Below are 24,618 nucleotides of genomic sequence, written 5' to 3'. Positions count from 1 at the left end.
ACCGCGCCATGCTCGACATCCTTCCGCACGAGGGCGGCATCCACGAAATCCGCCTGGCCCGCGCGCCGGTCAACGCGCTCGACATGGGCCTGGTCACCGCGTTGCGTGAGGCCATCGTCGATGCACCCCGCAACGGCGCCCGGGCCATCGTGCTGTCGGGTGCGCAGGGCATGTTCTCGGCGGGTGTCGATGTTCCCGCCCTGATGCAACGCGGTCGCGACGGCGTGGGCGAGTTCTGGACAGGGTTCTTCGCCCTGTGCGGCGCCATCGCCGCGTCGCCGGTGCCCACCGTCGCCGCCATCACCGGGCACAGCCCGGCCGGCGGCGCGGTGCTTACCTTGTTCTGCGATTACCGGGTCATGGCCCATGGCGTCTACAAGATCGGCCTGAACGAGGTCCAGGTGGGTCTGTCGGTGCCCGAGCCGATCCAGTTCGCCCTGCGCCGCATCGTCGGCGCCTGGCGCGCGGAGCGGCTGCTGGTGGCGGGTGCGCTGATCGACGCCGACCAGGCCCACGCCATCGGCCTGGTCGACGAGCTGGCCACGGTCGAACAGGTAGTCACACGCGCCGTACTGTGGGCCGGCGAATTGCTCAAGGCACCGCCGGGCGCCATGCTCCGTACGCGCGCCATCGCCCGGGCCGACCTGCTTGCCGTGTGGGGAAACACCGAGGGGCTGCTGGGTGCGGACTTCATCGACGGCTTTTTCAGCGACGAGACCCAAACCACCCTGCACGCGCTGGTCGCCCGGCTGAAAAGCAAGTAAGCCGAAACGTTTCAGAAAAAACCGGTGATACCCGCCACGCCCTGCGCGGCGTGCAGCCGCGCTTCCGCCACATCGTCGGGGCCGAGTCCACCCAGCGCGTAGACCGGCAGGGCTGCCGCTTCGGCAATCCGGGCAAAGCGCGGCCAGCCCATCGGCTCGGCGTCCGGATGGCTGGGCGTCGGCTGCACCGGCGAGAGCGTGGCGAAATCGCAGCCCAGCCGCGATGCCAGCGCCAGCTCGTCGGCGTCGTGACACGAGGCGCCGACCGTTTGCGCGAACGGTAGCGGGCGCGCGGTCAACGCGCGCAACTGCGCGGCACCCAGGTGCACGCCGAAGCCCTCGCCCAGCGCCAGCGCACCTTCGATATCCCGGTTGAGCAGCAACGTCGCCCCGAAGCGCCCCAGCTCCTCCTTCATCGATGCCGCGATCTGGCGAGTCACCGCGCAGGGCTGCCCCGGAAGACGCAGTTGCAGGAGCCGCTCTCCCCGCGCCAGCGCCACGCGCAAGACGCTGGCCACGCGATCCGGTGATTCGTCGGCGGGCGTGATCGGGTAATGCGCCGGCAGGCGCATCACGGCGAGGATGGGACGATCGGCCGGCGCCAGCTGCGCCGCATCGATGTGCCGCGGGTCCTTCCATGCCAGCGCCGTGGCTTCGAGCGCCCGGGGTTCGCCGCTCCAGGCGCGGATGCAGATCGCCTCGAGCAGCATCGTGCGCTCGCCGTAGGTCCACGGAATGCGGATCAGCGCCTCGAACGAGAGTGGATCGGCGACGATGCCCAGTTCCTCGTCCAGCTCGCGCAGCAGCGCCTCCACCGGGGTTTCACCGGCTTCCCGCTTGCCGCCCGGGAATTCCCACAGCCCGGCCAGGTGTTTGCCGGGCGGCCGCTGGGCGATGAGCAGCCTGCCGGCGCCGTCGATGAGGACGCCGGCCAGCACGTGCATCAGACGTTCCGGACGTATTCGACCATGTCGAACGAGAAGGCGTGCTCCTTGTCCGCCGCGTGGTGCACGCGCGACACCTCGGACCACTCCTTGAAATCGATGCCCGGGAAGAACACGTCGGCCCCGTCGACCGCGGCATACACCCAGGTCAGGTACAGGGTGCGCGCATAGGGCAACGCCTCGCGGAACACCTCACCGCCGCCGATCACCATCAGCCCCGAATAACTGCAGCTGGCCTGCGCCTCCTGCACCGAGCGGACCGTGACCTGCCCCGGGAAAGGGGCCTCGCCCTTGCGCGACAGTACGTAGTTGGTGCGGTCCGGCAGCGCCCTGCCGATGGATTCGGCGGTCTTGCGGCCCATCAGCACCGACTTGCCGGTGGTCAGCTTCTTGAAGTAACGCAGGTCGTCGGGGAGGTTCCAGGGAAGGCCTCCCTGCTTGCCGATGGCAAAGTTTTCGTCGAGCGCGGCAACCAGGTGTACGGCCATGAAACATCCTTCAACAAGGGAAAAGGGATCGGACGACGTACGCCCGTGCGGTGCGAATGGTAGTCCTCCGCGGCCGGCGGGGAAACTAACGGCCGTTTGATTCTGCTGTGCTAGCGGCGCCGCGAGGTGGCCCGGGGGCGCAGATCGTCGAGCGCGCGGGCGTTGTCGCGGGCCCATCCGTAGATCATCTCGATCGGCTCGACCAGCCGCTGCCCGAGCGGGGTCAGGGCATACAGGACACTGGGAGGCACCGCCCCCTCCTCCACCCGGCGCTGCACCAGCCCGCTGTCCGCCAGCTCGCGCAGGGTCTGGGTGAGCATCTTCTTCGAGATACCGGGCAGGCTGCGCAACAGCACGCCGGAGCGGGCCTCGCCGCCGTGCCGCGCGTGCAGGGTATGCAGGATCATGCTGGTCCACTTCGTGGCGAACAGTTCCAGCACGCGGCGCGGGGCGCAGTCTTCCAGCCAGTCGTCGTCGGGGGAACCGGGTTTCATGCGTGGGTTACCTTTTGGTGCCTTCTTGGAACAGGCTGCCAGCGTCTTTATGGTGAGGGGATGTCCCCACAAGAGTAACCCCATGAACCATGCACTCGTCGTCGGCGCCAGCGGCATCATCGGCAGCGCCCTCACCGACCGCCTCGTGGCGAGCGACTGGCAGGTCTCCGCACTGGCCCGGCGCCCCGGTGAACGCATCGGTGTGACAGGCATCGCCGCCGATCTCACCGACGCCCAGGCCACCCGCGATGCGCTGGCCGGCATCGCGCCCACCCACGTCTACATCGCCACATGGTCGCGACAGGCGAACGAAAAGGAGAACATCCGGGTCAACAGCGCGATGGTTCGCCATCTGCTGGACGGCCTGCGTGACGCCGGCAGCGTGCGGCATGTGGCGCTGGTGACCGGCCTGAAGCATTACCTCGGCCCCTTCGAGGCCTATGGCCAGGGCGCGTTGCCCGACACCCCGTTGCGCGAGGAACAGGCGCGGCTGGCCGTCGACAATTTCTATTACGCCCAGGAAGACGAGGTGTTCGCGGCGGCAAAGCGCGACGGCTTCCATTGGAGTGTGCACCGCCCGCATACGGTGATCGGCGTGGCCGTGGGCAACGCCATGAACATGGCGACCACGTTGGCGGTCTACGCCTCCATCTGCAAGGCCACCGGCCGGCCGTTACGTTTTCCAGGCTCCGACGCACAATGGCGCAGCCTTACCGACATGACCGATGCACGCCAGCTGGCGCGACATCTGGTCTGGGCATCGACTACGCCTGTCGCCGCGGACGAGGCGTTCAACGTCGTCAATGGCGATGTATTCCGCTGGAGCTGGATGTGGTCGCGCATCGCGCAGTGGTTCGGCCTGGAGGGCGCGCCGTTCGACGGCAGCGTGCTGCCCCTCGAACGCCAGATGGAAGCGGACGCGCCGCTGTGGGAACGCATCGTCGCCGAACATGGCCTGGCCGAACCCGACATGCACCGCCTGGTCTCGGCATGGCACAGCGACGCCGACCTCGGCCGACCCATCGAAGTCGTCACCGATATGTCGAAGAGCCGCCGCATGGGCTTCCTCGATTACCAGCCCACGGATGACGCCTTCTTCGATGCCTTCGCCCGCCTTCGCGCGGAACGCATCATCCCGTAACCGGACTGATGCCAGCGGGTCAGGCGTCCCGATCCTTCTTCAGGGCGCCTGCCTTGTGCGCGGCCTTCGCACCCGTCTTGTCGCTGACGACCAGGTATTCGGGGTTGTCCGGCGACGCGGCCACCTCGTGGCCCTTGATCTTCGTGGGTGCGGTGAGCTTGCGCTCCACCGTGCCCTTCGTCGTGCCCTGCGACGTCTTCCACGTCACCTTGTCGCCACGCTTGGGGTTATCCATCGGCTACCTCCGCGTCAAAACGCGACCGTAGACCGCCCCATGTCGACACCACGTCTCGTCCATCCGACATCGACGTGAACGCCCGGAACGTCATTACCACCCGCCCGTGCACTCGCCACGACCCGCCCCTCGTAGGAGCCCACGATGTGGGCGAAACCTCATCGTTTTTTTCTAAGGCGAATGAAGCAGAAGGCCAGGAAAAGCGATGGCTTTTTTGGGCGGTCGGAAACGCCTACATGCAGGGGGAGCACGGCATCCTTCGCCCTGGAAGCGATTTGGGTTCGCGCACGTGCGTGCGCTCCTACACGGCAACGGGCGCCCGAATGGCCGCATGCGGCTCATAGCCCTCGATGGCGACATCCTCGAAGCGGAAGTCGAATACCGACGTAACCGCCGGATTCAGCACGAGGCGCGGCAGCGCACGCGGCGTGCGGGCAAGCTGGGTCGTCGCCTGCTCGATGTGGTTCGCGTAGAGGTGCGCATCGCCCAGGGTGTGTACGAAGTCACCAACGCCCAGCCCGGTCGCCTGCGCAATCATGTGGGTCAGCAAGGCATAGCTGGCGATGTTGAACGGCACGCCGAGAAAGATGTCACCGGAACGCTGGTACAACTGGCACGACAGTTTCCCGTCTGCCACGTAGAACTGGAACATCGTGTGGCACGGCATCAGCGCCATCTGCGGCAGTTCGCCCACGTTCCAGGCGGAAACGATGAGCCGGCGTGAATCCGGGTTGCGCTTGATCTCGTCCACCACCCAGGCGATCTGGTCGACGGTCTTGCCGTCCGCCGTGGGCCAGGCGCGCCACTGGCGACCGTAGACCGGGCCGAGATCGCCGTTGGCGTCGGCCCACTCGTCCCAGATGCGGACGCCGTGTTCCTTCAGATAAGCGATGTTGGTGTCGCCCTGGAGGAACCAGATCAACTCGTGGACGATCGACTTCAGATGAAGTTTTTTCGTCGTGACCAGTGGGAAACCTTTGGAAAGGTCGTAACGCATCTGCCAGCCGAACACGCTGCGCGTGCCGGTGCCGGTTCGGTCGGCCTTGGTCGCGCCATGGTCGAGCACATGGCGCAGGAGTTCGAGATAGGGTTGCATAATGGCTGTCGTCGTCAGGGCGCCGGGGCGGTAGCCGCCGACGTCGCGGGAGCCGCCAGCGGCGCGTAGGGCGCGCGCCGGGACAGGGCCAGCAGCAGGATGCCCAGCGCGATCAGCGGCAGCGACAGCACCTGGCCCATGGTGACCCAGCCAAAGGCGAGGTAACCCAGCTGCGCATCGGGCACCCGCACGAACTCGATCAGGAAACGGAAGCAGCCGTAGAGCAGCCCGAACAAACCGGACACCGCGTAACGGCGGCGCGGCTTCATCGAGAAGATCCACAGCACGACGAACATCACCACACCCTCGAGCGCGAACTCGTACAGCGGATTGGGATGACGTGGCAGCGCGTCCGGCGCGTGCGGGAAGATCATGCCGATGGGCAGGTCGGTGGGCTTGCCCCACAACTCGCCGTTGATGAAGTTGCCCAGGCGGCCCAGGCCGAGGCCCAATGGCACCAGCGGCGCGACGAAGTCGATCGTGTCGAACAGCTTGATACCGTTGCGCCGCGACCAGAACAGACCCGCCAGCACCACGCCCATCAGGCCGCCATGGAACGACATACCGCCATCCCATACGCGGAACAGCGCCAGCGGGTCGGTCCAGATCCAGTTGATCGGCGTGTAGAACAGCATGTAGCCCACGCGGCCGCCCAGCACCACGCCCATCATCAGGTAGAACATGAGGTCGCCGAGGCGCTCGGAGCTGACCGGCAGGCGGCCCTGCCGGCGACGGTATTCGCCCAGGGCCCAGCCACCGAGGAAACCGCCCAGGTACATCAGGCCGTACCAGTGGACCTTGAGGGGCCCCATCGACAGGGCGACGGGATCGAAATGAACGACGAACGGAGTGCTCATGGATTGCCTGGGTCAAACACAGGCGCCCAGTGTACCGCCCCACCCCCGGTGTCGGGGACTGTCGGCGGCGAGGCCGCCCTTGCCGACCTGGTTCGATACCTCGCCCTACCAACGCCTTGCCGCCATGCCTTGCCGTATCCGCCCGGATCGGCTATATCCCGGCGCTGGGTGTCGTCCGGGGGGACGGCACCGTCATGGACGCCGAATCACACCAGGGGAGTTGAGGATGAACCATCGTCTTGTCCGGCCGTTACTGGCCGCGCTGTGCCTTGCCACGACCGCCGCCGCTGCCGCGGACCTGATTCCGGTCGCCGATTTCGCCCGCCGCATGCCGCTGAGCGATCCCAAGCTCTCGCCGGACGGGCAGTACGTCTCCATGGCGTTCCACGACCCCGACGGCAAGACGCACGGGTTGTCGATCTACCGCGTGAGCGACCTGAACAAGCCGGTGACCCTTATCCGCATGCCCACCTATGAGATGCCGGCGGATATGGTCTGGGCCAGCAATACGCGACTGGTGGTGGCGCGCGGCAAGGTGGACGGCTCCATTGGCGCCGCCTCCTATACCGGCGAACTGATGGCCATCGATGTCGACGGCAAGAACGCCGACTACCTCTACGGTTTCGAGAGTGTCGGCAAGCGTGCGTCCACGCGCGCCCTCGACCGCGGCTGGGGCACGATCGAGGGTGCGCCGGTGACCGCCAACGGCCACTTCTACATGCGCGCCACGCCCTGGGACAACCAGGACCAGAGCACGCTGTACGACGTGGACGCGCAATCCAGTGCCCGGCGACAGATGGCCGACATCGCCCAGGGTGGCCTCAGTTTCATGATCGCCCCCGATGGCACGCCCCGCTTCGCCTTCGGCACGGACGACAACTTCAAGTGGGTGGTGCTGCGCCACGACGGCAGCGGCTGGACCAAGCTGCCCGGCAATGCGGCGCACCAGAACTTCACGCCGATCGCCAAGGTGGCCGGCAGCGAACGCATCTACGCGCAATACAGTCCCGACGGCCGCGGCGGCGAGTACGTCGAGCAGGACGAGGACGGCGGCAACATGAAGGTCATCCGCAAGGACGACTTCAGCATGGTGAGCGCCGCCGGCCTGTGGACGCCGGCACCCCTGCGTCCGTTCGGCACGGTCAGCGCGACGGGCGTGCCGAAAGCCGAGTACATCGACCCGCAGGCACCGATCGCCAAGCTGCACATGGCCTTGTCGCAGAAATTCCCGGGCGCCTTCGTCAGCTTCATCGGCTTCAGCCAGGACGGCGGTCAACTGATGTTCAAGGTGGCCAGCGACCGCGAGCCGGGGCGCTACATGCTGATCGACACCAAGACGTACAAGGTGTCCAAGCTGTTCGACGCGCAGCCCTGGATCGATCCGGCGAAGATGGCCGAGCGCCGGCCGATACACTTCAAGGCCAGCGACGGTCTGGAACTGGAAGCCATCCTCACCTTCCCCAAGGGCGCCGCGCAGGCCAACCTGCCGATGGTGCTGCTGCCGCACGGCGGACCGCACGGCATCATGGACGACTGGTACTACGACACGGACGCGCAGTTCCTCGCCAGCCGTGGCTACCTCGTGCTTCAGGTCAACTACCGCGGCTCCGCGGGTCGCGGCAGCGCGTTCGAGCAGGCGGGCTACCTCAAGTGGGGCACACGCATCCAGGACGACCTGATCGACGGCGTGAAGTGGGCCATCGCCCAGAACTTTGCGGATCCCAAGCGGGTCTGCGTGTTCGGCGCCAGCTTCGGCGGCTACTCGGCGCTGATGGTCCCGGTGCGGGCGCCCGGCATGTTCAAGTGCGCGGTGGCGTACGACGGCGTCTACGACCTGGGCATGATGTATGCCAAGGGCGACATCAAGCAGTCCAAGAGCGGCCGCAGCTACCTCACCACGGTAATCGGCCGCGACGAGGCCGACCTGGCCGCCAACTCGCCGACGCACCTGGCCGACAAGATCGACGTGCCGGTGTTCCTCGTGCACGGCGAAGACGACCAGCGCGCACCCTTCGCCCAGTTCAAGGCGATGCGCGCCGCGCTGGACGCCGCCCACAGGCCCTACGAGACGCTGACCAAGCCGGACGAGCGCCACGGCTTCGTCAAACCGGCCAACGTCGAGGAGTTCTACACCCGGCTGCAGGCCTTCCTGGAGAAGAACATCGGTTCCGGCCAGGCGACGACCGCGTCCGTGCCCTGACCGCCCCATGACCTTCGTCGGTTGCCCCGGCCACGCCGCACGCGTTATCTTCGCGTGATCGTCGTGGCCGGGTGAATCGCGGCGGGTTTGGGAGGTTTCAGGGTATGCACGTCAGTTCCGGGCAGAAGCGCCACGTCGCAGGCCGACGTGCGGCGCTCGCCGTCGCGCTCGGGGTCTGCCTGCAGGGCTCCGTAGCACGCGCCCAGCAGACCGCGCCGTCGTCGGCGGAAACACTCTCGCCCGTCAATGTCACGGTGACCGGTTCACGCATCCGCGGCACCGACGTGGAAACCGCCCAGCCGGTGGTCGTCATGGACCGCCAGGCCATCAAGGCCACGGGCCTTACCCGCCTGGACGACATCATCGCGAGGATGCCCTCCGCGGGCACGCCCGAAGTCACCCCGCAGGACACCCTGTCGTCCAGCCGCGATGCCGGCGGACGCTATGCCAACCTGCGCAACCTGGGCGCGGTACGCACGCTGGTACTCGTCAATGGCCGACGCTGGACCACCAGCCTGGGCGGCCTCACCGATCTGTCCACGTTGCCTGTCGCCATCGTCGAGCGCATCGAGGTGCTCAAGGACGGTGCCTCGTCGATCTACGGCTCCGACGCCATCGGCGGCGTGGTCAACATCATCACCACCGATCGCTTCGAAGGTGCCTCGGCGGACGTGCTCTACGGCGTCAACGGCCGCGGCGACGGCGCACAGAAGAACGGCAGCTTCACCTGGGGAAAAAGCACGCAGGACGTCTCGCTCATCCTTGGCGCCAACTACGAAGACGGCGACGACCTGAGCGATGCCAAGCGGGCACTGACAAGGTTGCCCAACGGCCCGCGCCATCCGGACAGTGGTTTCGGGATGGGACCCTACGGCGGCGTGTACGATCCGCGCCAGCCGGGGCGTGCCTACGTGCTGAACCACGGGCCCGGCGTCACCGCGAACAGTGCCGACCTCGCCGACTACCATACCTACGACCCCAACAGCACCGCGGACAAGTACGCGACCACGCGCGACATGACCTTCCGCGCGGGCAGCAAACTGCGCAACCTGTTCGCGACGGGCCGCTACAACCTCACCGACGACATCGCGCTGCGCGGCATGGCCAACTACGGCGTGCGCGACACCTCGTGGCAGGCCGCGGGTTATCCGCTGCAAAGCGGCGCGGGCCGCGGCACACCGCTGCTGATCGATGCGAACAACGCCTACAACCCCTTTCCCGGCAATGACACCACGTTCTTCCGGCGAACCACGGAGTTTCCGCGCGTCACCTGGGCGAAGAGCAAGACCTTCCATATCGACGGCGGTGCCGAAGGCAACTTCAACTGGAACGACCACGTCTGGAACTGGGATGTGACCTACGCGTACTCCGAGGCGCGCGGCACCACTACCACCAGCGGCAACATCGACCTGGACCATGCGCGGAAAGCGCTCGGCCCCACCACCCCGGTCGACGGGCAACCGGCCTGCGCCGATGCCGCCGACCGGGCCGCCGGCTGCCAGCCCTGGAATATCCTCGCCGGTCCGGGCGCCACTCCCGCCTCGGTGTGGCGCTATGTCTCCTCGACCGGCACCTCAAGGCAGACCACGCGCAGCAACGACATCATCGCCAACCTGACCGGCGGCGTAGTCGATTTGCCCGCGGGCGTATTGCGCGTGGCGGGCGGCATCGAGCACCGCGACGAGCACGGCCGCTATGCACCGTACGCCGCGGATGCCGCCGGGCTGACCACACAGCTAGCCAGCGCGCCCACCGATGGCGGCTACGTGGCGAACGAAGCCTATATGGAACTGGACATACCGCTGCTGGCCGACCTGCCGCTGGCACGCGAGCTGGCCGTCAACGTATCGACGCGCTATTCGCACTACTCCGCCTTCGGCGGCCGCAGCGCGCGCAAGTACAGCTTCCGCTGGAAGCCTTTCGACGACCTGCTCCTGCGCGGCACGTACGCGGAGGGCTTCCGCGCGCCGACGGTGGCCGACCTCTATGCCGGCACCAGCGAAAGCTTCGAGAGCTTCCTCGACCCCTGCGACACCACCTACGGCGCCGCGGCCGGCCATGCCGACGTGGCCGCACGCTGCGCCGCCGCCGGTGTGCCGGCAGGCTACCGCCAGGTGGCGCAGTCCGGTACGCCGATCGCTTCGGCGACGGGCGGTCAGAACCCCGTCGCCTTCAGCACAGGCGCCAATCCGGCGCTCAAGCCGGAGTCGTCCATCACGCGCACCGCTGGCATGGTCTACAGCCCCAGCCGGCTCGATGGCCTGGATGTCACCCTCGACTACTACAAGGTGGCCATCCGGGACGTCATCACGCCGATCCTCGCGGGCGACATCCTCGACTTCTGCTACGTCGCCAACGACCCGACCTACTGCGGACGCTTCACGCGCAATGCCGCCGGGGCCATTACCTCGCTGGACGAGAGCCTGGCCAACCTCGGCTCGCTGCGCACTGAAGGTTACGACCTGGGCGTGCATTACCGCTTCCCGGTGACGCGATGGGGCGAGTTCGCCCTGCTCTCGGACAGCACCTATCTGAAGGATTACACGCAGACCAGCGCCACGGGCGCCACGCCACGCCAACTGGCCGGCTATATGAACGGCGTGCAGGGGCTGTACCGCGTACGCTCCAACCTCTCGCTGGACTGGTCACGCGAGCGCTTCGGCGCCACATGGACAGTGCGTTACTTCTCCGGCCTGGACGACGCCTGCTGGTCGCCCGGCGTCGAGTGTAATCGCCCTACGCAGACCAACGCGCTGACCGGCGTCACCGGCGTCAGCCGCAAGGGCGGCGTCGCCTTCCACGACGCGCAGCTCCGCTGGCAGGCTCCCTGGAACGGCAGCTTCCGTGTCGGCATCAACAACGTGTTCGCGCGCAAGGGCCCGCTGTTCTATAACGTGTCTTCCGCCGGCAGCGGCAGCCCACCCTACAATCCCGCCTACGACATCGACCGCTACTTCTACGTCGGCTACCAACAAAAGTTCTGACCGCCCAACGTACGCCGCACGCGCGTACCTCATGCTGCATACCCCGTGTAGGAGCCCACGATGTGGGCGATCCACCCCGCCGCACCCCTCACTGAACCATCGACGCACCCTGTTGCTGCGCCTGTCCCATCTGCTGTGTCATCTGCTCCCTCTGCCGATCGATATCACCGATCTGCTGTATCGACTGACCTGCCTCGGGCGGCGGCCGACTCAGATCGATCTTTGCCGGTGTCGCCATCGGATCGTTGGAATCCACCACCAGCCGCATGCGCTCGCCATCGAGGTGGACATAATCCAGGCCGCCGGCGGCGATGCGGTTCTGGTGGCAGGCGGCGGTGAACTGAAGCAGGCGATCTTCCGACGCCTCCGGCAGCCGCTGCTGCAACTCGCTGTAGAGCGCGTGCTGCGCACTGTCAGGATGACGGGGGTCGTTGCGCGAGGGAGAAGCTTGCGGTGAAGCGATCACGGCTCGATCCATCGGGTGCGCCGCAGGGCCGTCACGCTCCGCGCTATTTCGCGAATGCTGCATGGGCTCGACGACGCGGTTCTCCGTGCCGATGCCCACGGGACCCGACGATCTCAATTCCGCGATAAAGGCCTGCCCCTGCACCATCGAGTGCGTCGCGTCATCCGCCCGGCCCGTGACCGGCAAGGCATGGGCGGACTGGAAACGCGCGACCGCCGTCTGCGTTGCCATGTCGAGCTCACCGTGGGTGGACAGCGGCTTGCCGGCCATGTCGCGAATGCCCAGGGTGTTGAGGTTCAGCTGGAGGCTGCGGATCGCCTCCGAGCCTTGGCGCTCAGGCTGTGCCTCGTGGGATTGTGCGCCGTGGGGCTGTGCAACATCGGGAAGGACAAAGGCGGCGTTCCCGCGCTCGGCGTTGACGGCACGAGCCACCAGTTGCGGCTCTTCATGGTCCATCGACTGTGAACGCATTGGCTCCGGTGTCGCCTCCGGCAGCGGAGCCATCGACGGCACGTCACTGTCCGGCTGCCGAACCGCTGCTTCTCGCGCCGTATCCAGCACCTGCAAGGCATCGATACTGGCCGACCGGGAAACCGGTACGCCCAACGTGTCCGGTGTCGTCTGTAAGGCTTGCAAGCTGGGACGACCCGGACCGATCTGCTCACCGAACCGCACATCCGTGATCTCGGTCATGCCCTGACGCTTCGCCTCGTCGACAAGTCCGGCCGCCAGACGGTCCACCTGACCCGCGTCGAGATCGAAGCCGGAGCGCACATGCAACTCCAGGATCTGCACACTGGCCGACTGATACATGGCATGGTCGGGATGAGAAGGCTCGCTCAGCTTGGCAGGCGGGTCGATGGCCGCAGAGCCGAGGCCACCGTTGTGGACGCCAACGGGATAACGTGGACCGACCTGGGACGCCAGGCTCGGATCGAAGGGATCGGGCGGCGCACACGCAATGATCTCGCGAACATCCACGCAGTGGGGCGGCGACGCCTGCGAGCCCATGATGTCCCGATGTCCGTGCTGCCTGAACTCCGACGTGCCGTAGAACCACATATGGTCCTCGGAGTGGTGAATCACGTACATGCTGGGGTCGGTCGGCTCCGGTAGCCGGCTCACCAGCGGTACGTCGCTGTGCGCGTTGAGAAAGTCGGCCGCCATGTTGAAGTTGAGCGTCGACAAGCCGTTCTGGTGATAGCTGCCGCCAATGTCGGAGTGGGCACCGGGGACGGTCACGCCCACGAATCGCCCGTCTGCCGAACGGCCAGGCGGCAGGATCTGCGTGGAAGGAAATGCGTTGCGCCGCTCGTCGCGTGCTGTGATCTGCAAGCCAGATACCGTCGACGACGTAGGCTGTCGATCATGGTTGTTTGGCGTGCCGGTACCCACGGGATCGAACAGGATTTCGCTCATGAGTGTTTTGCCGGGCTCGCGCAGGGGCGCGCGCAGCCTCTCCGTGTCGTCGTGCCCGAATGCACGCCTTCCTGCCTTGATATCTTTCGTATCCCTGATACCACGCTCATCAACCAGGCGAACAAAACCCGCAGCTTGTTCGGCACCGCGACTGAAGCCTGTAGCTATCACACGAATATCTGCATCAGGATCTTTTTCCAACCAATCTCGCGCTTGCCTGGCAAGTTGCAAGTACATATTTTCGATGCGGTCGTCGTAAGATCGTCCCGTAGCTCCGTCAACCACCCTGGATAGAGCGCCTTTCTGAGTTCCGGCGCCTTTGACATATCCCGCTTTTATTCGTTGGTCGTTGCTACTTACTACCTCAAGCTTCTCCTGCAGCATCGCGATATTTGTAGCGTGTTCCGGGTCGTTTTCCCTGTCATTACCTGTGCCGTCGAAATTAGCAACGAATAGCCGGGAATGGATGTTCGATGAATCGAACATCCTTGGCACAGCCATAGCACCGAGTTCGTCGAAGGCCCTAGCGTAGACACCCATATCGGACGACCTTATCGGATCGACTTTGACGCTATCGATCAAGCGACCGTTCTTATTGAGCTTATGCCGCTCTACCACTTCCATATACTCCCTTATTAGAAGTTCTTCGTATGCACAAGAACAAGATCATCTCTGAAATCGCTAAATCTATTGTTCGGATCACGTGGCTCATATAGATAGATCATGGCTTTCATATAGACCTGAATTGACCGATCTTCTACGACAAGAATAATATCCGGACTAGAAGTATAGGCTTCCAGATCAACATCATTGATGTTCAATTTCGAGGAATAACGAACAAGCCTGTCTTGGAATATCTCGTCCAGGTCAATCACTGCATCGTGGTTATCGCCATTTTTGGACACCCAACTGACATGAGCCACAGATGGCTTATCCAACGTTATCCAACCTGCACTTAGATTCTCTCGTATCGCATCAGTGAGGGGGCCGCTTGGCCCACCTTCATTCCTGGCATACCTGTTCTTGTAGAGAACACGGCACTTGATTGTGTCAAAGCAAAAAGACGAAAAGTTATGAACGACGAAAGGCATGATCAATTTATCATTCTTAATCTTCGGAGCTATATGTCGTCGTTCGACTTTCCTACTGTAATGTGCCCAACTCGTAGCCGAATACCCTGATCCTTGTTCGTCAACCAATGCACAGCCCGCCGTCATGCTCACGATTCCAGCCATGCCTAGTTCTTTCAGCCTCAACATCTCAGCCTCCTTCGCCGCGACATCCAACACTTCATCCGCCAACAACACTTCCGGCAGGCAGGGCTTCCGCCGTGGCTCGTCAGTCACGCAACCTCCCGCAGCACCCAGCTCGATTCGCGTACACGCATTGGCGATCTCTAACTCACGCTGCAGACGCAAGTCGTACAGAGGATCGGGCCTCGCCAACTTATGCACCGCGCGAAGCGACGAGGGCCGCGCTTTCCCCGGCAAGGATTCATCATTTGTCATTTCTGCCTCGCTTCTTCCGCACTACACCCCGCGCGATGTCTGCCGCAACGCATCCAGTACCGACCCAACTGCTCGTTCATCGGCCGGGCGAACAGCGCCAGGCATCGGATCGATCTTTTTCCTCAGCACCCGCACAGGCGCCACTCCCGCCCGCTCCCGAAACATCCTGTCCTTGAAGAACCAGTTCTTCCGCGCACGAATCGGCTTGCAGCCTTCGTAGAAGATCAGCTCCTCATCGCCAGGAAGCTCCTTGATCTCCTGCGGCAACAACAATGCCCGGCGTTCCTCGCTATGACTGGTCGACACCTGATGCGACCCACTGCCACGACTCGTGTTGCGATGCTCCTTGCGAACGGTCTTGTAACCGAGCATCTCGCTGTACTGATTGGCATCGGCCTGCTCGCGTGGCGCGAACACCACCTGGGCGCCGTGGTTGGTGATGAAGTTCTCCGCGTCGTGGTCGCCATAGGCCGCGCGTAGCTGCGCCCGGCTCTGCACGATGCACAGGTCGCGGACGCCGTAGCTGGCGGAAATGGAAATGCGCTTGGCCCAGACGTCGACCCGGCCCATGGCGGTGAATTCGTCCATGAGCATCAGCATCTGGTAACGCAGCTCCGGATCTTCCCCGAGTTGCTGCCCCAGGTTGTTGCCGATCACGGTGCTGAAGAAGATGTTCAGCAGCTTCGCGCTCTCGTCCAGCTTGTTGGTCGGGATGATGACGTAGAGCGTGGTCAGCCGCTTCCGCAAGCTGGTCACGTCAAAGTCGCTGGCGTTGGTGGCCGCCGCCAGGATGGGGCTCAGGAACTGCTGCAACGGTGCCTGCATGGAGGCGATAACCGACGAGAAGGTCTGCTCGGCGAGCCCCACGAGGTTGCCGAACACCGTGCGTGTCTGTGGGCTGATGTAATCGTAGGAGGGGTCTTTCAGCAGGTTTTCCAGCGTCTCCTTGGTACCCCCATGTCGTGATCCACTGGAGAAGCGCAGCACCCGCTCGAAGCTGGGGAAAACCGGCGCTTCATCCTTGTCGCCCGCCGCGCCGCCGGGCACGAGCCGATCCGCCTTTTTCCGCTCCCACGCTTCGAACAGGTACGACGTGAATGCCGTAAAGGCGGCGCGACTCTGCGATGTCCAGAACGGATCGCCGCCCGGCTGGTCGGGATACAGGATGGCGGCGATCGTCTGGATTTCCCCGATGCGCTTGTCCGGGCTCATGCCCTCCAGCGTGGTCATGGGATTGAAGCGGTGCGTGTCGCCGTTCTCGTCGTACGGCGCCCATACGCGAATGAGCTGGCCCTGTCGCTCGCGCCAGCCGCTGGTGGCCTTGTGCAGCTCACCCTTGAGATCGAGCACCACCATCGACTGCTGGTACGAGAGCAGCACGGGAATGGCGATGCTCGTGGTCTTGCCCGATCGGGTCGGGCTAATCGTGACGACGTGCTGCGCGCCACCCAACCAGAGATAGCGCCCGCGGAACTTGCCCAGGAGAATGCTCTGCGGCGTCTGCTTCAGCAGCCCCGCCTTCTTCAGGTCCGAAAGCTTCGCGAAGCGCGCCTCGCCGTGCATGGACTCGGCACGCCCACGCAGCATCGGCACGAGGACGAGCAGCCATGCGAGCAGCGGCACGCCAAAGCCTGCCGCACCGCATAGCTTGATCTTCGTGGCATACGGGGCAACCTGCGGCAGATCCAGCGCACGGACATACTGCCAGTAGGTGACCGCCTCCAGTGGCACCTGGTCCAGTCGCAAGGCCCACAGGGTAAGAAAGCCCGCCAGGTATTCGCCGCCCGTTACGCCCAGCAGGGCGAGGACGGCGAGCATCGTCGCCTTGGTCTTGCCACTCATCGTCCGGTGATCCGTCACTGAAAAATCGGATCGCAAGGATGCGCCAGCGACACGCCGAATCAGAGCGTCCCAGGCAAGAAAGTCCTATTTTTCCGATTTATTCTATGCCGACGAACTTTCTCATCCGCCGGGCGCCCAGAGGATCAGAGCACCAGCGGACGATCGGGCAACTGGTTCTCGCGCGGTCGGCCGTCCCCCGGAAAGTGCCGTGCCAGCAACGCGCCCGCTTCGGCCACGCCCGTCTGCACCGCCTCGCGGAAACGGCCGCGGGCGAATTCATCGCGCATGTGTGCCGTGATGGCATCCCACTCCGGTGAGGAGACCAGACGCGAGATGCCCCGATCGGCAACGATCTCGATGCGGTGTTCGGCAAGCAGCACATACAGCAGCACACCCGAGTTGTCCTCGGTGTCCCACACGCGCAGGTGCGAAAACAGCATGGCGGCGCGATCCCGTGCGGTGACACCGGCGAGTACCGACGATAACGGCAACCGCGACTCGATGACCACACGCAATTCGCCCCGGTGCGTGACCTCGCCCGCGGCGACGGCTTTCGCGATGGCATCCAGCGTGGCGGCCGGGAATTGCCGGTTCATCTGGAACCAGGCGCCGAACAGGTTGCTGACGATCCGTTGCATCACCATCACCAGCTCCCCGACGAACCGCCACCACCGAAACTGCCGCCGCCTCCACTGAAGCCGCCACCGCCACCGCCACCACCGCCGAAACCTCCACCACCGCCGCCGAAGCCACCACCACCAAACCCGCCGAAGCCGCCCCAGCCACCGCCGCCGATATCGCGACCGCTGCCGAGCGGGATGGCCATGAACAGCGCACCCGCCACCAGGCCCACCACGCCGCCGAGCAGCGAATGCAGGAACAGCCAGCCCAGGCCACCCGTCACCAGGCCGCCCAGCGGTGCACGAACCGCCAGCGGGGCGCGACCGAGCACGCCGCGCAGCATCAGTACGCCAAAGATCAGGGGAAGCAGCAGGCTGCCGCCGCCACGCCGTCGCTCATGGCTTTCATCCGGAGCGACGGGCGCCGGTAACGCCTCGCCCTGCACGATCTGGGTGATCGCGTTGAGCGCCTCGGTGATGCCGCCGTAGTAGTCGTTGCTGCGCAGCTTGGGCGCCATGTACTCACGGATGATCCGCGAGGCGATGGCGTCGGGAATCGCACCCTCGAGCCCGTAGCCGACCTCGATGCGCACGCGCCGGTCGTCCTTGGCCAGCAGGAGCAGCACGCCGTCGTCCGAGCCCTTGCGGCCCACCTTATTGGCCTCGGCCACCTTCAGCGAGTAGCTCTCCAGGTCGTCCGGCTGGGTGGTCGGCACCATCAGCACGACCACCTGGGCCCCCTTGGTCTTTTCCAGGTCGACCAGGCGGGCGTCGAGCTGAGTCACCTGGTCGGCGGACAGCGTGCCCGTCAGGTCGGTGACATGCCGCGACAGCGTCGGCACAACCGCGTCGTCCGCCGACGCAGCCAGGGGCGGCGCCAGCAGGACAACGGCAAGCAACAGCCGTGCGGCCAGCCGCCGCATCAGTGAGCGGCCGAAGCCGCCGGGGCCGGAGCCTGGCCGGGTGCCGGCGCCGGGGTCGAGCCGAAGTCGACGGTGGGCGCGGTGGAGATGGCCTTCTCGTTCTCGACGCTGAAGTTCGGCTTCACCTGGTAGCCCATGACCTTGGCCGTGAGGTTGTTGGGGAACGAACGGATCAGCACGTTATAGGACTGCACGGCCTGCACGTAGCGATTGCGCGCCACGGTGATGCGGTTCTCGGTGCCTTCCAGCTGTGCCTGCAGGTCACGGAACGAGCCGTCGGCCTTCAGCTGCGGGTAGTTCTCGCTGACCACCATCAGCCGTGACAGGGCGCCGGTGAGCTGGCCCTGGGCCGCCTGGAACTTGGCCAGGGCCGCTGGATCGTTGGCCAGTTCCGGGGTGATCTGCGTGGAGCCGACGCGGGCGCGGGCGTTGGTCACCTCGGTGAGCACGCGCTCCTCGTGCTGGGCGTAGCCCTTCACGGTATTGACCAGGTTGGGGACCAGGTCGGCGCGGCGCTGGTACTGGTTCAGCACCTCGGACCAGGCGGCCTTGACCCCTTCGTCCTCGCGCTGGATGGCGTTATAGCCACACCCGGACAGGAAACCCGCCAGGGCGACGAGGGCAAAAGCACGAAGAACGTTTTTCATGGCGCGGATTCCTTTGGGTGTGCGGGGCACAACTTAACCCAAAGGCGGTGAAAGCGGACGATACGTCGGCGACGCGGTTCAACCCAACCAGCGGGGGACGAGGATCAGGCCCCAACTCACCATCACCATCACCAGCAGCAGGAACACCGCGGCGGAACCCATGTCCTTGGCCCGGCCGGCCAGTTCGTGGAACTCGGGGCTGACCTTGTCGACCACGGCCTCGATGGCGGAGTTGAGCAGTTCGGCCGACAGCACCAGGATCGGGAAGGTGATCAGGACGATCTTCTCGACGCCCCCGTGCCCGAGCCACAGCCCCAGCGGGACGACGACCACGGCGAGAAATACCTCAAGCCGGAAGGAGGCCTCATGGAGATACGCCGCTTTCAGGCCCTTCATGGACCACTGGAAGGCCGCGAGGATCTGCCGCGGGCCGCGGGGGACGGTGGTGGCCATGAGGGATCAGGCGCCGGAAACGGACGGGGAAAACGGGATCGGGAACATGGCGCCGGCCTGGGAGGTCACGAAACAGCCTCGCATCATGCCATAGGCCGCCCGCCCGGCGGCCGGGCGCGTCGCCCGCGGCCTGCCGTGGTGAATCGCCGCGCCCCTCTGGCGCTGCAGCACAACCCGGCGGAGCATTTGTATTACGCTTGAAAAGCTGTGGCCCCGTTCTTCGGTCGCCACGATGGGAGCGGGCCTGCGGGCCCGTTCGCTGTTTCCAATGCGTCCGGAAAATACATGGCAACCCAGAACCCGCCCATTTCACAGACCAAGTCCTTCAGCACGGTCTTCCTCATCGAGATGTGGGAGCGCTTCGGCTTCTACGGCATGCAGGTGCTGATGGTCACCTATATGGTGAAGAAGCTCGGCTTTCCCGATGTCGACGCCAACCTCGTCTGGGGCGCGGCCGCCGCCCTGATCTATGCTACCCCGGCCATCGGCGGCTGGATCGGCGACCGGTTCCTGGGTACTCGCCGCACCATGCTCACCGGTGCCGTGGTGCTCATGGTCGGTTACGCGCTGCTGTGGATTCCGACCGAGAACACCTCGTTCCTGTATATCGCGCTGGGCGTGATCATCCTCGGCAACGGCCTGTTCAAGCCCAACGCCGGCAACCTGGTACGCAAGATCTATGAAGGCGACGAGGTCAAGATCGACAGCGCGTTCACCATCTACTACATGGCGGTGAACGTCGGCTCGACCATCTCCATGCTGCTCACGCCCTGGATTCGCGACTACGTGGGCGAGCACTACGGCGACGCGCTGGGCTGGCATACCGCGTTCGGCGTCTGCTCCATCGGCCTGATCCTCGGCCTGGTCAACTACTTCTTCATGCGCCGCACGCTGGCCCACGTCGGCTCGACGCCCGACGAGGTGCCGCCGGTGATGAAGAACGTGCTGGCCATCGTCGGTGCCGGCATCCTGATCATCGCCGCCTCGGCGTACATCCTGCAGAACCAGGGCGTGGCGCAGGCCTGCGTATACATCGCCGGCGTGGTCATCCTGGGCATCTTCGCGCACCTGATCCGCTCCAGCCAGCAGGGCGAGCGGGCCGGCCTGATCGCCGCGTTGGTGCTCACGGTGCAGACGATCTTCTTCTTCATCTTCTACCAGCAGATGTCGACCTCGCTGAACCTGTTCGCGCAGCGCAACGTCGACCTGGACTTCAACCTGTTCGGCTGGCACATCCTCACGTGGATTCCCGAGCAGTTCCAGTCGCTCAACGCGATCTGGATCGTGATCCTCTCGCCGATCCTGGTCTGGATCTACAACGCGCTTGGCCGTCGCGGCAAGGATTTCCCGGTCGCCGCCAAGTTCGCCCTCGGCTTCGTCGCCGTGGCCGTGGGCTTCTTCATGTATGGCCTGGGCGCGACCACCGCGGTCGCCGGCAAGATCTCGTCCTGGTACATGGTCTGGGGCTACGGCTTCTACTCGCTGGGCGAGGTGCTGGTCAGCGGCCTGGGCCTGGCGATGATCGCCCGCTACGTGCCGGCGCGCATGGGCGGCTTCATGATGGGTGCCTACTACGTCGCCTCGGGTGTCGCCCAGTACATGGGCAGCGTGGTCGCCAACTATGCGGCCATCCCGGACAACATCACCGACCCGCTGGAATCCCTGCGCATCTACACCAGCCTGTTCAACAAGCTGGGCTTCGTCGGTGTGGGCTGCGTCGTCATCGCCGTGGCGATGCTGCCACTGATGAAGAAGCTGTCGCTCAACCATGCCCTGGCCAACGTGCCGCCGGTGCCCCCGGTGCACAACGAAGACCTGTAACACGACGAGGGCCGCCCACGTGGGCGGCCCTCGTGCCTCCAACGAGACCCTGCCACCGTGAGCGACACCCTGCATTCGCCATCGTCACGCTCCGGTCCCTTCGCACTCGCGCGCACGCTCGCCTGGCTTCGCCTCTGCGCGATCGCCGGCCAGAGCGTGGCCATCCTCTCCTGCGTCGCCCTGCTCCGGCTCGACATCCCGCTGCTGCCGCTGATGATCGGCGTGTGCGTACTGGCCGTGTTCGCAGCAGCGGCGGCGTTCCGGCTGGGCATGCCGTGGAAGGTGAGCGAAGGCGAGGCCATCGTGCATATCGCCGCCGACACGCTGGTGCTGGGCTATCTGCTGTATTTCACCGGCGGCGCGGCCAATCCCTTCGTCGCCCTGCTCCTGGTACCGATCGCGCTGTCCGCCGCCGCGCTGTCCATCGCCGGGGTATCGCTGGTCGCCATCCTCACCGGCGTGGCCTACGTGCTGCTGGTGCCCTACCACCTGCCGCTGCCCACCCTGGGCGACAAGAGCCAGGATTTCGACCTGTACGTGGCGGGCATGGGCGTCAACTTCGTCATCATGGCCGTGCTGCTGGGCGTGTTCATCAGCAACCTGGCCAAGGCGATCCGCCTGCAACAGGGCGAGGTGCAGCGGGTGCGCGAGCGCGCCCTCCGCGACGAGGGCATCCTGGCCATCGCCACGCAAGCGGCGGGCGCAGCGCATGAGCTCAACACGCCGCTGTCCACCATGCGCACGCTGCTCCCGGAGATCCGCCGCGAGCACGCCGGTGACAACGCGCTGGGAGACGATCTCGACCTGCTCGACGGCCAGGTGGAGCGCTGCCGCACCATCCTGCGCGAGATGGTGGCCTTCGGCCAGGCACAGCTGTCGCAGGTGCCGGAGCGCGTCACGCTGGACCAGTTCATCCATGGCTGCATGGAGCGTTTCCAGCTGTTGCGCCCCGAGGCCGAAGTAACCCTTTCGGTGGAGCCCGGCGCAGGCCGCGTCGCCCTGCGCTCGCCGCCGGGGCTGCGCCACGCGCTGATCAACCTGCTCAACAACGCCGCCGACGCCTCTGCCATGAACGACAGCACGGCGGTCTCGCTGTCCATCGGCATCGTCGGCGCCTGGCTGGAACTGGTCGTGACGGACGAAGGCCCGGGGTTCGACGAGTTCGACGAACTGGGCACGCTGGGCCTTTCGCAGAAGGACACCGGCCTGGGCATCGGCCTGGCGCTGGCCGAGGCCACCGCCGAACGACTCGACGGCGAGCTTGCCGCCAGCAATACAGGGCACGGCGCCAGAATGCGCCTGCGACTTCCCCTTTCGGTCATTGGAGACCACACATGAACGAGCTGGTTCCGCCGGGCGGACGCCCGTTGCTGATCGTCGATGACGATGCCACCTTTGCCCGCGTACTCGGCCGCGCCCTCACCTCCCGCGGCTTCGAGGTGATCACGACGCACACCGCCGACGACGCGCGCGCCCTCACCCGCCGTCACCAGCCGCGTTACTGCGTGCTCGACCTGAAGCTGGGCGACGAGAACGGCCTGCGCCTGATCCCGGAGCTGCAGTCGCTGGTGCCGGACATGCGCGTGCTGCTACTGACGGGTTACGCCTCGATCGCCACTGCGGTCGAAGCGATCAAGCGCGGCGCGCACGATTACCTGGCCAAGCCCGTGGACGCGGATGCCGTGGTGCGTGCGCTGCTGGACGGCGATTCCGGCCCGCTGGATTCCGACGACTTCGCCGATGCACCGGACGCCCCGCTGCCGCTGCGACGCCTGGAATGGGAACACATCCAGCGTGTGCTGACCGAGTGCGAAGGCAACATCTCCGAGACGGCGCGCCGCCTCGGCATGCACCGACGCACGTTGCAGCGCAAGCTCAGCAAGCACCCCGTGCGCGAGCGGCCGGACGAAACCTGACGGCGCCTTGCTCGACAGCGTTCGGCGCGCTGCTGGCGGGGATCAGGCTTCGACGGGCTGCGGGTGCGGGAAACGAACGCTGGATACGCGGTTCGCGCCCGGAAGCGAACGGGTCTCCAACGGCCACTGGAAGCGGTCCGACAGTCGCCGCGCGATCGCCAGGTCGAAGCCATGCGGATTGACCGAGGCATGCCGACGTGTACCGGGTTCCGGTGCATCCACGGCGGGATTGATGACGCTGACACTGCCGGGCATGACGGTAACGACCACGGTGCCCTGGTCGGTCTGCTGCAAGGCATGCCGGATGAGCTGGCCGCACAGCACCGCGAACACTCGCGGCGAGGCATGCAACGCGAACGTGGCCGGCTCGTCCAGCACCAGTTCGACCGGACGACCCGCGATCAGCTCGCGTGCGTAATCCACTTCCTGGCGCAACACCTTGTTGACCACGAAGTCTTCCTCGGCCAGCCCCTGGTCGGACTCGCGGGAAAGAATGAGGAAGGCCTCGACCAGCGCCTCGAGCTCGCGTGTGGAACGCCGGATGCGCTCCAGCGAACGATGCCCGAACTCGGACAGATCCGCTTCGTCGGCCAGCATGTCCGACGACATCTTGATGACCGTGAGCGGGCTGCGCAGTTCGTGGCTGGCGTCACGCGTGAAATTGCGCTCGCGCTCGCTGTAGCCTTCGATGCGCGAAGCCAGGCCGTGCAGTCCACGCACCAGCCGCGACACGTCGCCGTCGGACTTGCGTCCGCTCTGCTCGTGCAGCCCCGCCATGTCCGGACGATCCGGGTCCCAGCCGTCCAGCAGGCGCGCCAGCGCCTCGACCGGCATCCACTCCCGGGACACGGCGAGCCACGCCAGACCGCCCGACGAAAGCATGATGGCGATCGCGGCACCGATCGGCGCCACGTTGTTCGCCGCCATCAGCGATGCGATGACGACGACGAGGGTCTGCAGGACGAAAACCACCGCGATACGGGCCTTGAACGAGCCCCGACGGATGGTTCCCCGCGTTTTGCTGCCTTCCATCGACTATGCCCGGTCCTGCACGTTCCTCATGCCGTCTGCGACGCGGCGACTTCGGAATCCAGGTCCGCCAGGCGATAGCCCGCCGAATGGATCGTGTGCAGCAGCGGACGCTCGAACGGCTTGTCGATCACGCGACGCAGGTTGTACAGGTGCGAGCGAAGCGTGTCGGAATCGGGCAGCGTGTCGCCCCAGATCTCGCGCTCGATGTCACGGCGGCTGACCACGCGCGGCGATTCGCGCATGAGGATGGCCAGCAGCTTCAGGCCGATCGGCGAGACGGTGAGTTCCTGGCCACCGCGCGTAAGGCGCAGTGTGGCGGTATCGAGCGTCATGTCGCCGACGTTGAGCACTTCGGACGAGACCTGGCGACGGTCGCGGCGGATCAGGGCGCGCAGGCGCGCTTCCAGCTCACGCACTTCGAACGGCTTGACCAGGTAATCGTCGGCACCGGCCTCGAGGCCGACCAGCTTGTCTTCCAGCGTGTCGCGCGCGGTGAGCATCAGCACCGGCGTGGACTTCTTGCCGTCCTTGCGAAGCTTGCGGCATACGTCCAGGCCATCCATGCCAGGGAGCATCAGGTCGAGCACGATCACGTCGTAGCTGTTGGACACGGCCAGATGGAGACCACTGACGCCGTCGGCGGCGTAGTCGACCGAATAGCCCCTGCGCTCGAGGAACTCGCCGACCATCTCGGCAATCTGGCGGTTGTCTTCGACCAGAAGGATCAGGCCTGCCTGTTCATCGCGGTTGCTCATCGCTCCACTCCTT

The 24,618-nt window shown here is 65.5% G+C and carries 22 protein-coding genes; 7 read left to right on the top strand and 15 right to left on the bottom strand.

Features of this window, described 5'->3' with window-relative positions; translation table 11 throughout:
* The first annotated feature begins 8 nt into the window (after positions 1-8).
* Positions 9-764 carry an enoyl-CoA hydratase/isomerase family protein gene (locus AB8808_RS05530; protein ID WP_369927418.1) on the top strand — a complete coding sequence of 252 codons (756 nt, stop codon included), beginning with the start codon at positions 9-11 and terminating at the stop codon, positions 762-764.
* Between the two features lie 11 nt (positions 765-775).
* On the opposite strand, the gene AB8808_RS05525 is transcribed toward AB8808_RS05530, so the two are convergent.
* The 3 genes from AB8808_RS05525 to AB8808_RS05515 form a co-directional block, all read right to left on the bottom strand.
* Positions 776-1,708, bottom strand: coding sequence for a Nudix family hydrolase (locus AB8808_RS05525; RefSeq protein ID WP_369927416.1), 933 nt, complete (start codon positions 1,706-1,708; stop codon positions 776-778).
* Positions 1,708-2,196: a dihydrofolate reductase gene (locus AB8808_RS05520; RefSeq protein WP_285403987.1), complete on the bottom strand. Its 489-nt coding sequence runs from the start codon at positions 2,194-2,196 to the stop codon at positions 1,708-1,710. The genes AB8808_RS05525 and AB8808_RS05520 overlap by 1 nt, the downstream gene beginning before the upstream one ends.
* Positions 2,197-2,306: 110 nt before the next feature.
* A complete protein-coding gene (locus AB8808_RS05515) occupies positions 2,307-2,690 on the bottom strand; it encodes a winged helix-turn-helix transcriptional regulator (protein ID WP_369927414.1) in 384 nt (127 codons plus the stop codon).
* A gap of 82 nt (positions 2,691-2,772) precedes the next feature.
* Here AB8808_RS05515 and AB8808_RS05510 point away from each other — a divergent pair, with 82 nt between their 5' ends.
* Positions 2,773-3,831, top strand: a complete 1,059-nt coding sequence (locus AB8808_RS05510) for an SDR family oxidoreductase (RefSeq protein ID WP_369927412.1) — start codon at positions 2,773-2,775, stop codon at positions 3,829-3,831.
* 19 nt (positions 3,832-3,850) lie between these two features.
* Here AB8808_RS05510 and AB8808_RS05505 read toward each other — a convergent pair whose 3' ends face one another.
* From AB8808_RS05505 to lgt, 3 genes are all read right to left on the bottom strand, one after another.
* Positions 3,851-4,066 carry a hypervirulence associated TUDOR domain-containing protein gene (locus AB8808_RS05505; RefSeq protein ID WP_369927410.1) on the bottom strand — a complete coding sequence of 72 codons (216 nt, stop codon included), beginning with the start codon at positions 4,064-4,066 and terminating at the stop codon, positions 3,851-3,853.
* 301 nt (positions 4,067-4,367) lie between these two features.
* On the bottom strand, positions 4,368-5,162 hold the full coding sequence (locus AB8808_RS05500) for a thymidylate synthase (protein ID WP_369927408.1): 795 nt from the start codon (positions 5,160-5,162) through the stop codon (positions 4,368-4,370).
* Positions 5,163-5,176: 14 nt separating this feature from the next.
* On the bottom strand, positions 5,177-6,019 hold the full coding sequence (lgt, locus tag AB8808_RS05495; protein ID WP_369927406.1) for a prolipoprotein diacylglyceryl transferase: 843 nt from the start codon (positions 6,017-6,019) through the stop codon (positions 5,177-5,179).
* Positions 6,020-6,245: 226 nt separating this feature from the next.
* Here lgt and AB8808_RS05490 point away from each other — a divergent pair, with 226 nt between their 5' ends.
* Both AB8808_RS05490 and AB8808_RS05485 read left to right on the top strand, forming a co-directional pair.
* Positions 6,246-8,219 (top strand): alpha/beta hydrolase family protein, encoded by a 1,974-nt coding sequence (locus AB8808_RS05490; RefSeq protein WP_369927405.1) that lies wholly within the window; start codon positions 6,246-6,248, stop codon positions 8,217-8,219.
* 104 nt (positions 8,220-8,323) lie between these two features.
* Entirely contained in the window at positions 8,324-11,203 is a 2,880-nt protein-coding gene (locus tag AB8808_RS05485; protein ID WP_369927403.1) for a TonB-dependent receptor domain-containing protein, read from the top strand.
* Between the two features lie 88 nt (positions 11,204-11,291).
* Here AB8808_RS05485 and AB8808_RS05480 read toward each other — a convergent pair whose 3' ends face one another.
* The 7 genes from AB8808_RS05480 to AB8808_RS05450 all read right to left on the bottom strand — a co-directional run bounded on the left by AB8808_RS05480 (position 11,292) and on the right by AB8808_RS05450 (position 19,081).
* Positions 11,292-13,712: a phospholipase effector Tle1 domain-containing protein gene (locus AB8808_RS05480; protein WP_369927401.1), complete on the bottom strand. Its 2,421-nt coding sequence runs from the start codon at positions 13,710-13,712 to the stop codon at positions 11,292-11,294.
* 11 nt (positions 13,713-13,723) lie between these two features.
* Positions 13,724-14,596, bottom strand: coding sequence for a hypothetical protein (locus AB8808_RS05475; protein WP_369927399.1), 873 nt, complete (start codon positions 14,594-14,596; stop codon positions 13,724-13,726).
* A 21-nt stretch (positions 14,597-14,617) separates the two neighbouring features.
* Positions 14,618-16,438, bottom strand: coding sequence for a type IV secretory system conjugative DNA transfer family protein (locus tag AB8808_RS05470; protein ID WP_369927397.1), 1,821 nt, complete (start codon positions 16,436-16,438; stop codon positions 14,618-14,620).
* Positions 16,439-16,581: 143 nt separating this feature from the next.
* Positions 16,582-17,076: a TPM domain-containing protein gene (locus AB8808_RS05465; protein WP_369927395.1), complete on the bottom strand. Its 495-nt coding sequence runs from the start codon at positions 17,074-17,076 to the stop codon at positions 16,582-16,584.
* Positions 17,077-17,081: 5 nt separating this feature from the next.
* The gene (locus AB8808_RS05460; RefSeq protein WP_369927393.1) at positions 17,082-17,981 is read right to left on the bottom strand and encodes a TPM domain-containing protein; all 900 of its coding nucleotides are present in this window, start codon (positions 17,979-17,981) and stop codon (positions 17,082-17,084) included.
* Positions 17,981-18,628 (bottom strand): LemA family protein, encoded by a 648-nt coding sequence (locus tag AB8808_RS05455; RefSeq protein ID WP_285404000.1) that lies wholly within the window; start codon positions 18,626-18,628, stop codon positions 17,981-17,983. The genes AB8808_RS05460 and AB8808_RS05455 overlap by 1 nt, the downstream gene beginning before the upstream one ends.
* A 78-nt stretch (positions 18,629-18,706) precedes the next feature.
* Positions 18,707-19,081, bottom strand: coding sequence for a diacylglycerol kinase (locus AB8808_RS05450; protein WP_369927391.1), 375 nt, complete (start codon positions 19,079-19,081; stop codon positions 18,707-18,709).
* Between the two features lie 285 nt (positions 19,082-19,366).
* Here AB8808_RS05450 and AB8808_RS05445 point away from each other — a divergent pair, with 285 nt between their 5' ends.
* The 3 genes from AB8808_RS05445 to AB8808_RS05435 are packed head-to-tail and all read left to right on the top strand — an operon-like array spanning position 19,367 to position 22,818.
* The gene (locus tag AB8808_RS05445) at positions 19,367-20,902 is read left to right on the top strand and encodes a peptide MFS transporter (protein WP_369927389.1); all 1,536 of its coding nucleotides are present in this window, start codon (positions 19,367-19,369) and stop codon (positions 20,900-20,902) included.
* A gap of 57 nt (positions 20,903-20,959) precedes the next feature.
* Positions 20,960-22,240 carry an ATP-binding protein gene (locus AB8808_RS05440; protein ID WP_369927387.1) on the top strand — a complete coding sequence of 427 codons (1,281 nt, stop codon included), beginning with the start codon at positions 20,960-20,962 and terminating at the stop codon, positions 22,238-22,240.
* Positions 22,237-22,818 (top strand): response regulator transcription factor, encoded by a 582-nt coding sequence (locus tag AB8808_RS05435; RefSeq protein ID WP_036143233.1) that lies wholly within the window; start codon positions 22,237-22,239, stop codon positions 22,816-22,818. Before AB8808_RS05440 ends, AB8808_RS05435 begins: the two co-directional genes overlap by 4 nt.
* A 42-nt stretch (positions 22,819-22,860) precedes the next feature.
* Here the strand turns inward: AB8808_RS05435 and AB8808_RS05430 are convergent, their stop codons facing one another.
* Both AB8808_RS05430 and AB8808_RS05425 read right to left on the bottom strand, forming a co-directional pair.
* Positions 22,861-23,850, bottom strand: coding sequence for a sensor histidine kinase (locus AB8808_RS05430; RefSeq protein ID WP_036143236.1), 990 nt, complete (start codon positions 23,848-23,850; stop codon positions 22,861-22,863).
* Positions 23,851-23,876: 26 nt separating this feature from the next.
* The gene (locus tag AB8808_RS05425) at positions 23,877-24,605 is read right to left on the bottom strand and encodes a response regulator transcription factor (protein ID WP_285404005.1); all 729 of its coding nucleotides are present in this window, start codon (positions 24,603-24,605) and stop codon (positions 23,877-23,879) included.
* Positions 24,606-24,618: the final 13 nt, after the last annotated feature.

Source organism: Xanthomonas sp. NCPPB 2632, assembly GCF_041228075.2.
Classification (GTDB): domain Bacteria; phylum Pseudomonadota; class Gammaproteobacteria; order Xanthomonadales; family Rhodanobacteraceae; genus Luteibacter.
Note: the sequence above shows the minus strand (reverse complement) of the source record. Positions and strands in the feature narration are given on the sequence as shown.